Origin of the sequence: Halomonas sp. HL-93 (genome assembly GCF_900086985.1) — a bacterium.
In the GTDB taxonomy this organism is placed as follows: Bacteria; Pseudomonadota; Gammaproteobacteria; order Pseudomonadales; family Halomonadaceae; genus Vreelandella.
Map to the genome: position 1 here is coordinate 1230835 of NZ_LT593974.1, position 13303 is coordinate 1244137.

General features: G+C 57.4%; 14 protein-coding genes. 11 read left to right on the forward strand and 3 right to left on the reverse strand.

Features of this window, described 5'->3' with window-relative positions; genetic code table 11:
• Nucleotides 1-10: 10 nt before the first annotated feature.
• The 3 genes from GA0071314_RS05540 to GA0071314_RS05550 all read right to left on the reverse strand — a co-directional run bounded on the left by GA0071314_RS05540 (nucleotide 11) and on the right by GA0071314_RS05550 (nucleotide 1837).
• On the reverse strand, nucleotides 11-955 hold the full coding sequence (locus tag GA0071314_RS05540; protein ID WP_074395721.1) for a lysophospholipid acyltransferase family protein: 945 nt from the start codon (nucleotides 953-955) through the stop codon (nucleotides 11-13).
• A gap of 3 nt (nucleotides 956-958) precedes the next feature.
• Entirely contained in the window at nucleotides 959-1357 is a 399-nt protein-coding gene (locus GA0071314_RS05545; protein WP_074395722.1) for a DUF4870 family protein, read from the reverse strand.
• 99 nt (nucleotides 1358-1456) lie between these two features.
• Nucleotides 1457-1837 (reverse strand): VOC family protein, encoded by a 381-nt coding sequence (locus GA0071314_RS05550; protein ID WP_074395723.1) that lies wholly within the window; start codon nucleotides 1835-1837, stop codon nucleotides 1457-1459.
• Nucleotides 1838-1880: 43 nt separating this feature from the next.
• Here GA0071314_RS05550 and GA0071314_RS05555 point away from each other — a divergent pair, with 43 nt between their 5' ends.
• The 11 genes from GA0071314_RS05555 (at nucleotide 1881) to GA0071314_RS05605 (ending at nucleotide 13107) form a co-directional block, all read left to right on the forward strand.
• Nucleotides 1881-2537 carry a class I SAM-dependent methyltransferase gene (locus GA0071314_RS05555; RefSeq protein WP_074395724.1) on the forward strand — a complete coding sequence of 219 codons (657 nt, stop codon included), beginning with the start codon at nucleotides 1881-1883 and terminating at the stop codon, nucleotides 2535-2537.
• A 139-nt stretch (nucleotides 2538-2676) separates the two neighbouring features.
• On the forward strand, nucleotides 2677-4050 hold the full coding sequence (locus GA0071314_RS05560; RefSeq protein ID WP_074395725.1) for an MFS transporter: 1374 nt from the start codon (nucleotides 2677-2679) through the stop codon (nucleotides 4048-4050).
• A 115-nt stretch (nucleotides 4051-4165) separates the two neighbouring features.
• Nucleotides 4166-5953, forward strand: a complete 1788-nt coding sequence (locus tag GA0071314_RS05565) for an acyl-CoA dehydrogenase (protein WP_074398444.1) — start codon at nucleotides 4166-4168, stop codon at nucleotides 5951-5953.
• A gap of 123 nt (nucleotides 5954-6076) precedes the next feature.
• On the forward strand, nucleotides 6077-7705 hold the full coding sequence (locus GA0071314_RS05570) for an acyl-CoA synthetase (RefSeq protein ID WP_074395726.1): 1629 nt from the start codon (nucleotides 6077-6079) through the stop codon (nucleotides 7703-7705).
• A gap of 39 nt (nucleotides 7706-7744) precedes the next feature.
• The gene (locus GA0071314_RS05575; protein WP_074395727.1) at nucleotides 7745-8593 is read left to right on the forward strand and encodes a 3-hydroxybutyryl-CoA dehydrogenase; all 849 of its coding nucleotides are present in this window, start codon (nucleotides 7745-7747) and stop codon (nucleotides 8591-8593) included.
• Between the two features lie 110 nt (nucleotides 8594-8703).
• A complete protein-coding gene (locus GA0071314_RS05580) occupies nucleotides 8704-9477 on the forward strand; it encodes an enoyl-CoA hydratase/isomerase family protein (protein WP_074395728.1) in 774 nt (257 codons plus the stop codon).
• Nucleotides 9478-9574: 97 nt separating this feature from the next.
• The gene (locus GA0071314_RS05585) at nucleotides 9575-10192 is read left to right on the forward strand and encodes a LysE family translocator (protein ID WP_074395729.1); all 618 of its coding nucleotides are present in this window, start codon (nucleotides 9575-9577) and stop codon (nucleotides 10190-10192) included.
• Nucleotides 10193-10242: 50 nt separating this feature from the next.
• A complete protein-coding gene (locus tag GA0071314_RS05590; protein WP_074395730.1) occupies nucleotides 10243-10941 on the forward strand; it encodes a glutathione S-transferase family protein in 699 nt (232 codons plus the stop codon).
• Between the two features lie 55 nt (nucleotides 10942-10996).
• Complete coding sequence (locus GA0071314_RS05595) at nucleotides 10997-11536, forward strand: YaeQ family protein (protein WP_074395731.1); 540 nt, start codon at nucleotides 10997-10999, stop codon at nucleotides 11534-11536.
• Nucleotides 11537-11735: 199 nt separating this feature from the next.
• The gene (locus tag GA0071314_RS05600; protein WP_074395732.1) at nucleotides 11736-12725 is read left to right on the forward strand and encodes a lipid A deacylase LpxR family protein; all 990 of its coding nucleotides are present in this window, start codon (nucleotides 11736-11738) and stop codon (nucleotides 12723-12725) included.
• Nucleotides 12726-12783: 58 nt separating this feature from the next.
• Nucleotides 12784-13107, forward strand: coding sequence for a hypothetical protein (locus tag GA0071314_RS05605; RefSeq protein WP_074395733.1), 324 nt, complete (start codon nucleotides 12784-12786; stop codon nucleotides 13105-13107).
• Nucleotides 13108-13303 lie beyond the last annotated feature (196 nt).

Consider the following 13303-nt stretch of genomic DNA (forward strand, 5'->3'; position numbering starts at 1 on the left):
TTGAGCCGAGTTAGTAAAGCCGGTAGTCGCGGAAGTTGGGCCGTTTTTGCTGTTCTTCGGGGGTTTTGCCGTAGCGTTTGTATTCCCACTGATACTGCGCCGGGGAAAGCGCGATGGCGTCTTCCACACTGGCATTGACCCCGGTGGCAGACTGGACATCATCCTCGTTATAGACCCGCTCGTCGGCGTCAAGGAAATGGATTTCAAACCCTTTGCCGGGCACCCGCAAAGCGACCCCGGTTACCACGCGCGCTTGGGTGCGGGCCACCAGTTTGGGCAATAGCGTTGCGGTATAGGCGTCACGGCCAAAAAACGGCGCGAACACGCCGCTACCCCAGCTGGGATCCTGGTCGGGCAGGATGCCGATGGCTTCGCTACGTTTGAGCGCCTTGAGAAGCGCGGCAACGCCGCGAGGGTTGGTGGGCACCAGCGCGGCGCCCATTCGCTCACGGCCATGGCGGATAATGGGGTCAAGCGCGGCCATTTTAGGCGGCTCGTACATGGCGGTGAACGGGAAATGGCTCGACAGCCAGAAGTTAAGTACTTCCCAATTGCCAAAGTGCGGCGCCAGCACAATCACGCCGCGTCCTTCGGCCCTGGCATTGTCGAGCTTGTCGCGCCCATGCACCGCTAGAATGCCGCTCTCTACGCGATCGGGTTCGGCCATCCACGCATGGCCAAGCTCCAGCATGGTGGCGGCGGAGTGGCGCAGGCTATGATGGGCCAGCGTCTTGCGCTCGTCGGCGGTGAGCGTGGGGTAGGCGACGGTCAGGTTGGCGTTGGTGACGTGGCGCTCGCGACGGCTCAGCCGATAGACCTGCGGCCCCAGCCATTTGGCGCAACGCCATAGCCTACTCAGTGGCCAGTCGGCAAGCAATCGCCACAGCCGAGCAATGGCCGAGGCCTGCGGAAAACGCTGCTTGATGCGCTTTAAAAGTGACTGACGTTTCGGCATAACTTAAATCAGCCAGCTATTCACATTGGAGGGGGCACGTTTCTCGTGCAAACACTTAAACCCTTTAACACAGCGGACAATCAACCACACCGCCAGAGCCAACAGCAAAGGAAAGCCGATCAGCACGAGCGTTAGCATAAAGGCTATGCATGCGTAGAGTAGGCCAATCCAAAAGGTACGCACTTGGTAACGGTAGTGCTCATCAAGCCAGACAGGCCCTTTGCCGCGAAACACATAGGCCATCACCACACCGACGACGGCGGTAAAACCGACCACAAAACTCGCCAGGTAAAGGGCGTAAATCACCAGTGCCATGGTGGTGTCGGGCGGCGTTTGAGTCTCTTGGGGGTTGTCAGAGATCATCTCACCTTCAATTGGGCGCTCATCTGGGTTGTGGTTCATATTCGTTCCTTTCGCAAAGTCTTAGCCACTGGCGCGACCATGACGCATTAACGCGCGCTATCATAGCGTGCGTGGCTCGTCTGCGCATTAACTCGGCGCCTAGCGTGCAGGGCGGCAAATCTCGAGCAGGTTGCCGTCCGGGTCGCGTAAGTAAATCGACTCAATCGGTCCGTTAGCTCCCTGGCGCGCGACCGGGCCTAGCTCAATCTCAATGGCCAGGGCGTCTAGGTGCTGTTGGAATTCATCCAGCGGTAGCTGACAGCGCAGGCAGAGGTCTAAACTGCCCGGCGTGGGCGTTGCGGAAATCGGCGCGATATCGGTATCGGTTTGATGTAGACGCAATGCAGTATCGCCGAGCAATAAATCTACCCGCTGAGCGTCTCGGTAGCGCACATCCAGTCCTAGAACACGTGAGTAAAAATCCACCGCGCGACCCATGTCGGTCACGGTCACAACGAGATGGTCCAGACCTGAGAGCATGCCACTTTCCTTAATCCAAAACAGTGAGCCAAAGAATACGACGATGCGACGTTGTCCGCTATGCGATGCGGGGAGTGTCGTGCTGTATCACAGCGATCGTCGTCGAGACTATTACCAGTGTGCCACGTGTGCGTTGGTCTTTGTGCCGCCGGAGCAGCATTTGAGCGCCGCTGACGAAAAGGCGGAGTACGATAAGCACCAAAACTCGCCGTATGATACGGGATATCGACGCTTTTTAGCGCGTTTATTTACCCCGCTGAGGGCTAAGTTGGCGGCCAATGCACACGGGCTTGATTTCGGGTCAGGCCCTGGACCCACGCTCTCGGTGATGTTCGAAGAGCAGGGCTACCCGATGTCAATTTATGACCCCTTTTACGCGCCAGACCAGGCAGCGTTGACCCAGGCATACGATTTTATCACCGCGACGGAGGTGGTGGAGCATTTGGCCCAGCCCGGCCAGGTGCTGGCTCAATTGGCAGCGCTACTTACCCCTGGCGGCTACCTTGGGCTGATGACCAAGCGAGTCACATCGGCCGAGTCATTTGCGCGCTGGCATTATATTGCAGACCCGACCCACGTGAGTTTTTTCAGCGAAGCAACGTTTCGTTGGTGGGCCGCCCAGCAACATTTTAAAGTGGAATTTCCTGAGGCCGATGTGGTTATTCTACATAAACCGCTAACAACAGTGGCAGGGTCGTGAAAAAAGCATTGACTTTGTTCCCTTGGGGGCAATAATTGCGCGCCGTTCCTCTTGCCTGACTGGATGCGCCAGGCGAGATGACCGCTGTTTTGAACTTGGTTGGCAACGTTATTACTCCAGTCGGTAAGGTGAGGTTTGCATGTCGCGGCAACTGCTAGCCATGGCGCTCGCGCCCTTGTTAGGGCTTTTTATTCTCGGAATCGGTAACGGCTTTCTGGCCACCTTGATCACCATTCGCCTGGACGCGGCGGGTGAATCGGCCACGGTGATCGGTATCGTCTCTTCCGCCTATTTTATTGGTCTGGCGCTAGGCGCCATGGTCAACGACCGCTTGTTACTGCGCATTGGCCATATTCGCGCCTACGGTAGCTTTGCCTCCTTAGTGGCAGTGACAGTGTTGCTGCAAGGTCTGTTTTTCGATCCCTGGGCATGGTTTGTGCTGCGCTTAATTGGCGGCTGGGCCACGGTGGGCGTGTACTTGGTCATTGAAAGCTGGCTGCTCACCTCCGGCGACCAGAAAGTGCGTGGTCGCCTGCTCGCGCTGTACATGATTTCGCTGTATGCCGCCGGGGTGTTGGGTCAATTATTGCTGGGGGTAACCGACGCCATGGGCGCCACCGCGCCATTTATGGTGATTGGCCTCTTGGCGTCGCTTTCGGTACTGCCCATGGCGATGATTCCCCGTGTATCGCCGCTTATCGAACACGCCGAACCGCTTCCTCCGCTTCGTCTGATTACCATGACGCCCACCGGTGTGATGGGCAGTCTGGGTTCCGGCATGGTGGTCGCAGCGGCGTATACCTTGCTGCCGCTTTATCTTCAGCGAATTGGTTTGAGCGTCAGTCAGGTCGGCCAAATGATGGCGGTGGTGATACTGGGCGCCATGCTGCTCCAGTATCCCATTGGTCGCTGGTCGGATCGCCACGACCGTCAGATGGTGTTGATCGCAATCAGCGCTTTCTGCGTTTTAATTTCAGCGGCCATGCTGTGGCTGCCGCTTTCCACGCCGCTGCTGGTGGTGCTGTTGTTCCTGTTGGGTGGTGGGGTGTTTGCGCTATACCCAGTGGCCGTCAGCCATGCAGCCGACCGCGCACCGGCCGGTGCCCTGGTGCGTATGAGCCAGGGATTGCTGCTGATCAATTCGATCGGTGCGACGATCAGCCCGCTGATGATTTCACCGGTGATGACCGCCATGGGCGATGCAGGTCTATTCTGGGCCTTTGGCTCGCTGAGTTTATTCTTTTTGCTGTTTTTCGCCTGGCGTCGTCGTGTGCGCCCCGCACCGGTACCGGTGGCACCGTTCACCGCTACAACGCCGATGAGTTCTGCAGGTGCCGAGCTGGTGGTTACTGAAGAACTGATGCAAGGGGCGCTTGAGCACGAGCATTTAGAGGATTTATCTGACCTGGTGCCCGATGTGGATGTGGCGGAGCCCATCGCTGGACCGCCGCCCGAAGACGAAAATCATATCGTTTACTACTCAGATGTAGAGCAGGCAAGCGGGCGACATTAAGGCGTTAACCGCGTTTGGGTGAGACCTTGGGCTAATGGTGTGTAGTGGTGAGGATTACTACTATCTCCTTCAGGCTTTCAAACAATTGTTTAAATTTTCAGCCCGAGGTCTTGTTATGAATTACTACGCCGCGCCGGTACGCGATCTGCGCTTTGTGCTTGAAGAGCTGCTAGCGCATCGTTCGCTGAACCTGCCGGGCTTTGAAGAAGCCACCCCCGATTTGGTCGAGGCAGTGCTTGAAGAAGCTGCCAAGCTGGCCGGTGATGTCTGGGGCCCGCTGAATGATGTCGGCGATAAGCAAGGCGCGACGCGTCATGCCGATGGCAACGTGACAACGCCAGATGGCTTCGCGGCGGCTTACCAGGCGTATGTGGAAGGTGGCTGGAACGGCATTGGCGTTTCAGAGGCGCTAGGCGGGCAAAACCTACCTGAAGTAGTGGCCAGTGCCGTTCAGGAAATGCTCCATGGCGCCAATATGGCGCTGGGTCTCTGCCCTATGCTGACCGCGGGCGCCATTGAAGCCCTGGCCCATCATGGCAGCGACAACCAAAAAGCGAGCTATCTACCCAAGCTGGTGGAAGGCACCTGGACCGGCACTATGAACCTGACCGAGCCCCAGGCCGGCTCGGACCTATCGAAAGTCCGCACCAAAGCGGTGCCGGAAGGTGACCATTACCTTATCAGCGGCCAGAAGATCTACATTACCTGGGGCGAGCACGACGCCGCTGAGAATATCATTCACCTTGTGCTGGCCCGCAAGCCCGACGCGGCGGAAGGCAATAAAGGCATTTCGCTGTTCCTGGTACCTAAGTTCCTGGTCAATGAGGACGGCTCGCTTGGCGAGCGCAACGACGTCACCTGCGCTTCCATCGAGCATAAGTTGGGCATTCACGGTTCACCCACCTGTACCCTAAGCTTTGGCGAAAACGGCGGCGCGATTGGCTATCTGGTCGGCGAAGAAGGCCGTGGTCTCAACCATATGTTCACCATGATGAACGAAGCGCGCCACAAAGTGGGTATTCAGGGCATCGGCGTGGCCGAACGGGCCTGTCAGCATGCGATTGCCTACGCGTTAGAGCGCACCCAGGGCCGCTCCCCCAAAGCACGGGGCGGTAAAGATTGTGCTATCAGTGACCATCTTGACGTGCGCCGCATGCTGCTCTCCATGCGCGCGCGAACCGATGCGCTACGTGCGCTGGCGCTGTATTGCGCCGCCGAGCTGGACACTGCCCGCCATGCTGAGAGTCATGAGGCGCGCAATGCCGCCCAGGCCCGCGCGGACATACTGATCCCCGTCATCAAAAGCTTCTCCACCGACCAGGCGGTGGATATCGCCTCCATGGGCATTCAGGTCCACGGTGGTATGGGCTATGTAGAGGAAACCGGGGCGGCCCAGCTGCTGCGCGACGCGCGTATTGCCCCCATTTACGAAGGCACCAACGGTATTCAGGCGCTTGATCTGGCGGGGCGTAAGCTACAGCGTGACAACGGCGAAGCACTGACCGCGCTGTTGAATGATATCTCAGTGACCGTCGAACAGCTTAAGGCAAAACCGGACTTGGCACTATTGGGCAGCGGCTTAGCTGCGGGGCTTGAAGATTTAAAGGCCGCTCAAGCCATTGTGCTTGCGCAGGGGAAAGACCCGGATAGCGGCGCTGATGCCGTTCAAGCGTATGCGACCCCTTTCCTGAATCTGGCGGGGCATGTGCTCTGCGCATGGCAGATGGGCCAGGCAGCGTTGAGCGCAACAGCCGCCATTGATAATGGCAGCGACGACCCCTTCTATACTACCAAGATGCGCAGCGCTGAATTTGCCATCACCCAGTGGCTGCCGGTCGGCCGCGCCCAGCGGGCGGTGATTGAGGCGGGCATACAGTGTTTAAGCGACTATGAGGTTCACTAACGTTAATTTGCAGCTTCGCACCGCCGCCCTTTGAGGCGGCGGTGCTGTTTCTAGACAATCAAAACAAGTATTTAAAACGAACGCTTTCAATAACAATGTTCTCAACACCACCAGGAGCCGACCATGCCATCGATTTTTGAGCAAGGCTTGCCCAAAACCGTTGCTAACCACGTGCCGCTTTCACCGCTGACCTTTATCGAGCGCTCGGCGTCGATTTACCCTGATTACCCTGCGGTAGTCCACGGTAGTACACGCCGTACCTGGAGCGAGACCTGGGTACGCTGCCGCCAGCTTGCTTCCGCCCTTCAGCAGCGGGGCATCCAACCGGGCCAAACGGTCGCGGCCATGCTGCCCAATGTCCCCGCCATGTTTGAAGTCCATTTTGGGGTGCCGCTCGCGGGCTGCGTGCTCAATACCCTGAATATCCGCCTGGATGCAGAGGCTATCAGCTACATGCTGGCGCATGGCGAGGCTCAGGCCGTACTGGTCGATCCCGAGTTTGCCGACGTCATCCAGCAGGCCGTGGCGAAGCTTGAACATAAGCCGCTGATCATTGACGTCGCCGATGCGGAGTTTTTGGGAGAAACCCAACACATAGGCGATGTCGAGTACGAAGCGCTGCTTAAAGAGGGCGATGCCGATTTCGCCTATCAACTGCCTGCGGATGAATGGGATGCCATCTCGCTTAATTACACCTCGGGCACCACTGGCAAACCCAAAGGCGTGGTTTACCACCACCGTGGTGCCTACCTGAACGCCGTGAGCAATATCATGGAGTGGGCGATGCCCCACCATCCGATCTACCTGTGGACGCTGCCGATGTTCCACTGCAACGGCTGGTGCTTTCCATGGACGATTGCCGCCAACGCCGGGGTAAATATTTGCCTGCGTAAAGTCGATCCCAAAAAGATTATGCAGCTGATCGTCGCCGAGAAAGTTAGCCATTTCAGCGGGGCACCAATTATTCTCAATGGTCTGGTGAACCTGCCTGCGGAAGATAAGCATCAGTTCGACCATCCGGTGAAAGTGACCACCGCTGGTGCTGCGCCACCTGCGTCAGTCATTGCCGGGGTCGAAAACCTCGGTATCGAAGTGACTCATGTGTACGGCCTGACCGAAGTGTATGGCCCCGTTACCGTGTGCGCTTGGCGCGAAGCCTGGGATGAGTTGCCACTGGAGGCGCGGGCCAAGATTAAAGCCCGCCAGGGTGTGCGCTATCACATGCTCGAAGCGCTGTGCGTGGCCGACCCGTTGACCCTGGAGCCGGTACCCAAAGATGGCCAAACTATCGGCGAGATACTGATGCGCGGCAACAACGTCATGAAGGGCTATTTGAAGAACGCCGAGGCGACCGAGCAGGCACTGGAAGGCGGCTGGTACCACACCGGCGACTTGGCCGTGTGGCACCCGGATGGCTACATCGAGATCAAGGACCGTTCCAAGGACATCATTATCTCCGGCGGTGAAAATATCTCGACGATTGAAGTGGAAGACGCCATTTACGGCCACCCCGCCGTTGAGGAAGCGGCTGTTGTCGCTAAACCCGATGAAAAGTGGGGCGAAACGCCCTGCGCCTTTGTGAAGCTCAAAGTCGGCTACGGCGAAGTCACCGAAGCCGATATTATCGCCCACTGCCGCGAGCACTTGGCGGGCTACAAGGTGCCTAAAACGGTGGTATTCAGCGAGCTACCCAAGACCTCAACGGGCAAGATTCAGAAATTCGTATTGCGCGAAGAAGCCAAACAGCATTGATAACCGCCGAGTACTGGTAATCGATAGAGGAGACTATGCATGAATGATCAACAGATTGGCGTGGTAGGCGCCGGCACCATGGGGCAGGGGATTGCCCAGGTGGCGACTGCCAGTGGTTTTCAGGTGCACCTTTACGATGTGGCTGAGGAACAGCTTAGTCGTGCTGAGACGGGCATCGAGAAAGGCCTGGGCAAGCTGGTTGCCAAACAAAAACTCAGTGAGACAGATAAAGACGCCGCGCTGGCGCGTCTTTCAACCACCACTTCCTTGGATGCCTTAAGCGACTGCACGGTGATTATCGAGGCGGCCCCAGAGCAGACTGCGCTCAAAGAGAAATTGTTTCGTGATCTCAGCCACCTGAGTAACGATGCGATTTTGGCCTCTAATACATCATCGTTATCGCTGACCCGCCTAGCCGCGGTGTGTGAGCGACCAGAGCGCGTAGTGGGCATGCACTTCTTTAACCCGGTGCCGGTGCTCAAGCTGGTGGAAGTCATTCGCGCCGAGCAGACCTCGGATGCCACCGTCGAACGTATTGAACAGCTCGCCAAGGCGTTGGGTAAAACCGCTGTGCCGGTGGGTGACGCGCCGGGGTTTGCGGTGAACCGCCTGCTGGTGCCGATGATCAACGAAGCAGCGTTTATCGTCCAAGAAGGCACCGCCACGCCAGAAGCGGTTGACGATGCCATGAAGCTTGGCGCGGCTCATCCCATGGGGCCACTGGCGCTAGCGGATTTGATTGGCCTGGATGTCTGTCTGGCGATTATGGACGTGCTCCAGGAAGGATTTGGCGACCCCAAATACCGGCCCTGCCCGCTGCTTAAGCGGATGGTCAACGCCGGTTACCTTGGCCGTAAAAGCGGGCGTGGTTTCTACGTTTATGAATAAATAGTCGTGATATAAAGAAGTCATTGCCACCCAACCAAGCGTTCGCTAGGGTTGGGCGGTATCCCCTTCACGGTAAAACAACGTTTTGACACAACAACAAGGAGCCCGCCATGAGCGAAGCAGTGATTGAAAAAGTCGATAACGATGGAGTGGTGCGACTGACCATCAATCGCCCCAGCGCCCTGAATGCGCTGAACAGCGATGTACTCACCGCCCTTGAAGCCCACCTGGTGGAGCTTGAAGCCCATCCCCACCTGCGCGCCGTGTTGATCACCGGCGCTGGTGGGAAATCCTTCGTCGCCGGTGCGGATATCACCGAAATGCGCGACAAGACCCCTGAAGAAGCGCGCGCCTTTGCCAGCCAGGCGCTGCGCACCATTAAACGCCTAGAGACGTTGCCCGTGCCGGTGGTCGCGCTGGTGAACGGGTTTTGCCTTGGCGGCGGCTGCGAACTGGCGCTGGCCTGCGACTGGGCGGTAGCCAGCGATAACGCCGTTTTTGGGCAGCCGGAAGTGCTGCTGGGCGTGATCCCCGGCTTTGGCGGCACCCAGCGCCTGCCGCGCCGGGTCGGCCCTGCGATGGCGATCGACCTGGTAACTACCGGGCGCAAGATTGATGCCCAGGAAGCGCTGCGCATCGGTCTGGTCAACCGGGTAATGCCGCAGGCGGAGCTGGAAAACTACGTCGAGGAGCTCACCAAGCAGCTCAAAGGCAACGGCCCGCAGGCAGTGCGCGGCGCCAAACAAGCGGTTCACGATGGCATGGACCAGGATCTGGACAGCGCCCTGGCGCTGGAAACCAGCCTGTTCGCCTTCTGCTTTGCCGGCGACGAGCAGAAAGAGGGCATGGCGGCCTTTGTCGAAAAGCGTAAACCGAACTTCTAAAAGTTGCTCGTTGCAATTTTGCTTATTTAGGGGGTGGCGCTTGCGTCACCCCCGTTTTATTCTCAGGTTTACTATCTTTGACGTTTAGGAAGTTGCCATGCAATGGGCCGCCTTTATCCTCGCTGCGCTTGGTTTTGCCTATCTCCCAGGGCCGGCGATGCTGTACACCGCAGCACAAACCCTGGGGCGCGGTCGAAGGGCAGGCTGGCTGGCGGTCATGGGTGTGCATATGGGCTGTTACGTCCACGTTATTGCCGCCGCGCTTGGCCTGGCGCTGTTATTTGTGGCGATTCCACCTGCCTATATCGCCATGAAAGTCATCGGCGGACTTTACCTGCTCTGGATGGGACTGCGGCTATGGCAGCAGGGCATTCGAGCCCACGGCGATGACGTGCCGCTTGCCTCGACGAAACGCGTGCTGCGCGATAGCTTCCTGGTGGAGGTGCTCAACCCCAAGACCGCACTCTTTTTTGTCGCGTTCCTGCCTCAATTCGTACAGCCCGATAGCGCTATGCCAGTGGCCTGGCAGCTGCTCTGGCTCGGTATCGCCACCAATGTGCTGTTCTCTTCTGCGGATGTCGTGGTGGTGCTATTGGCCAGCCCGTTGCGTGAGTGGTTACAAAAATCTCACGGTTCTTCGCGCCTGATTCAGCGCACAGGTGGTGGCGTATTGATGGGGTTAGGCGGTAATACGCTGGCCCAGGCAACACGTTAGTGGTTGTCACTCCCTCGCTAAATTCAATCTCAAGTAAGGAGCGCTGCAAGATGGATTTATACATTGCCAACAAGAATTACTCGTCCTGGTCGCTGCGCCCCTGGGTTCTGATGAAAACGTTGGAGATTCCGTTTAACGAACACCTGATGCCATTTGAAGGCGGCTTCGGTGCCAGTCATCAAGCCTTTAGGGAGTTTTCGCCGTCGGGGCTGGTGCCTTGTTTGGTTGAGCAGACGGCCGATGGCGAGCTTGCGGTATGGGACTCCTTGGCGATTGTCGAGTATCTGGCCGAGCAGTATCCCAACACCTGGCCGAGTGACAAGGCCGCGCGAGCCTGGGCGCGCTCGGCCAGCGCCGAAATGCACAGCGGTTTTGCGGCGCTACGCGATGAATGTTCCATGAACTGCGGCGTGCGCGTTGAGTTAAATGCCCTGTCTGACACGCTCAGTGCCGATTTAGCCCGCCTCGATGCCCTGTGGCAGCAGGGGCTCGAGCGCTTCGGCGGACCGTTTTTGGCAGGTAACCGCTTTACCGCAGTCGATGCGTTTTATGCCCCCGTGGCCTTTCGTGTGCAGACGTTCAACCTGCCGCTGAGTGATCGCGCCAGCGCCTATGTCGAACACCTGCTGGCGCTGCCGGCCATGCAGGCGTGGTATCAAGCCGCGCTTGAGGAAACGTGGCGCGAACCGATGCACGAGGCCGAAACGCTAAAAAGCGGCACCCTGAAAGCCGATTATCGGCGGTCGTGAACCAGTACGCGCCCGCATCAGGTACACTGGCGAAAATTTTCGTTTGGACACTGCAATGGCTCTTAGCGCAACGCCTTACAAAGTCGATATCAACCTGACTGACCTGGATCGGGGGGTGTACGAAACGCTGCGCTTTACCGTGGCCCGTCACCCGTCAGAAACCGAAGAGCGTATGACCGCACGCCTGCTTGCTTATGTGCTTTGGTATAGCGAGTCGCTCGCCTTCGGCCGTGGGCTTTCTGATGTGGATGAGCCCGCGTTGTGGGAGAAAAGCCTAGATGGTCGTGTGCTGCATTGGATCGAAGTGGGGCTGCCGGATGCAGAGCGAATCACCTGGTGCTCCCGCCGTGCCGAGCGCGTTACCTTACTCGCTTATGGCCGGGTAGACCTATGGGAAAGCAAAGTGCTACCCAATATATCGTCGCTGAAAAATATACATGTGGCAGGACTGCCACAGGAGGCATTAGCCACCATTGCTAAAGACCTGCCAAGGGCTATTAACTGGGCCGTGATGGTTAGCGAAGGTTCGCTGTTTATTACGGATGAAAATGGTCAGCACGAGATTACACCTCAGTGGTTACTGCAGGATCGTTAGCCTTAAAGTTTTGTTTCTTTTAAATTTAACGTATGCAATAGGGTGGCCTAATGGCCATCCTTTTTATTTGGGAGCGTTTTTTCTGGAAAGACAGAAGTATGCTTGCTATATTTTTACATTGTTACATACATACAGGAATGTTTGTCTGTGATTGGCTGTTTTAAACCGCTGCTGCCTCCCTCAACTCAAGGACTTAGCAATGAATGGATATTCCCCTCTGCGTTGGCCACTTGCCAGCCTGTTTGCCTGCGTTAGCCTGCTGCCCGGGTTGGCCAATGCAGCGGATGAAGTGCTATCGGTAAAATTTGAAAATGATAACTTGGCCAGCAGCGACGACGGCCACTTTACCAGCGGCTTTGAACTTAACTGGTCGTTTGAGCCTGCTTCTGACAGCTGGACTCAGCGTCTAGCAACGGCACTGCCTGATAGCCTAATCGGTAGCGCGGATAAAGCTGCTTATCGGCTAGTGCATCAAATTTATACGCCGAACAATATCACGCAGAGTGAATTAATTGAGGATGATCGCCCTTACGCGGGGCTTGTCTACGGCGGTATTTCGCTTTACGAAGATGTGCCAATGGGCAACTGGCAGCAAGCAACCGACGTGCATCTGGATATTGGACTAGCGGGGCCGTCATCACTTGCCGATAGCATTCAGCGCGAAGTGCATCGCTTCACTGATGGCGACCGCCCTAGCGGCTGGGACAACCAGCTAGGTGATGAGGCAATACTCAATGCGGCCATACGCCGCCAGTGGTGGCATAGCACACCGCTGGGCGGTAAGCAGTTTGCCCATGGCCCGAGCGTAAGCGGTGCCTTGGGTAACTTCTACACTTATGCTGGCGCCGGTTACAGCGTGCGCTGGGGCGATGACGCCTCGGGCATACCTACGATGACGCCTAATCCGGGCAGCCGTCATCACCTGACCGGTAATGATGGCTGGCAGTGGTACCTATTTGCCAGTGTGGATGGCTATTACATGGCCCAAAATCTTACCCTGGATGGTAATACTTTCCGCAATAGTCACTCGGTCGACCGCAAGGAGTGGGTGGGTGATGTGTCGGGTGGGCTGGCACTGGCATGGGAGGATTGGCAAGTGACCTATGCCGCCGTGGCGCGCTCGAGAGAGTTTGATGGTCAGGAAGAGCAGGATAAGTTTGGAGCACTGACGCTGTCGAAACGCTTCTAGTTGCACCGCGGTGCTGGCACTGTGCGGCGAAAGACGGTTGACGTAATGGAGGATGCTAATGGCCAGGAAGCAATACCCCCACACGCCCGATGGCCGCTATTTTGTGGCCAAAAATCGCCTCTGGCGCTGTACCGATCCGCGCTTGAGCGAAGACGAGAAACGCACCCACATCAAGGCGCTGATGCAAGCACGCCGTGCGGTGCGAACGGCGCAGCAACAGGATGATGCAGATGCGCTACGCGAGGCTCGTGACGCGGTGCAGGTGGCCAAGGAAGCGCTGGGCGAGCGCGGCCCGGTATGGTGGGACGATGACAGCCCCGATGAAGGCGGCCTGGCGCCCGATAACAGCTCCTACGCGCACTGGTGGGCGAGCCGTCGGTAAGCTTGTTTGACCGTCCTTCGTAATGGAGCGATTGCCACGAGTACCTGGCGATCGTAGCAGTCTTTTATCTTGTTCACTGGGTCCTGCCAGCGGGCGTATCTCCCACAGATGGTCTTTTCTTCTTCTTTCCGCGTTTCACGTACGATCTTTGACAGACGTTATTCCGGTCTTTATATTATGCGCAAATAAAAATCAC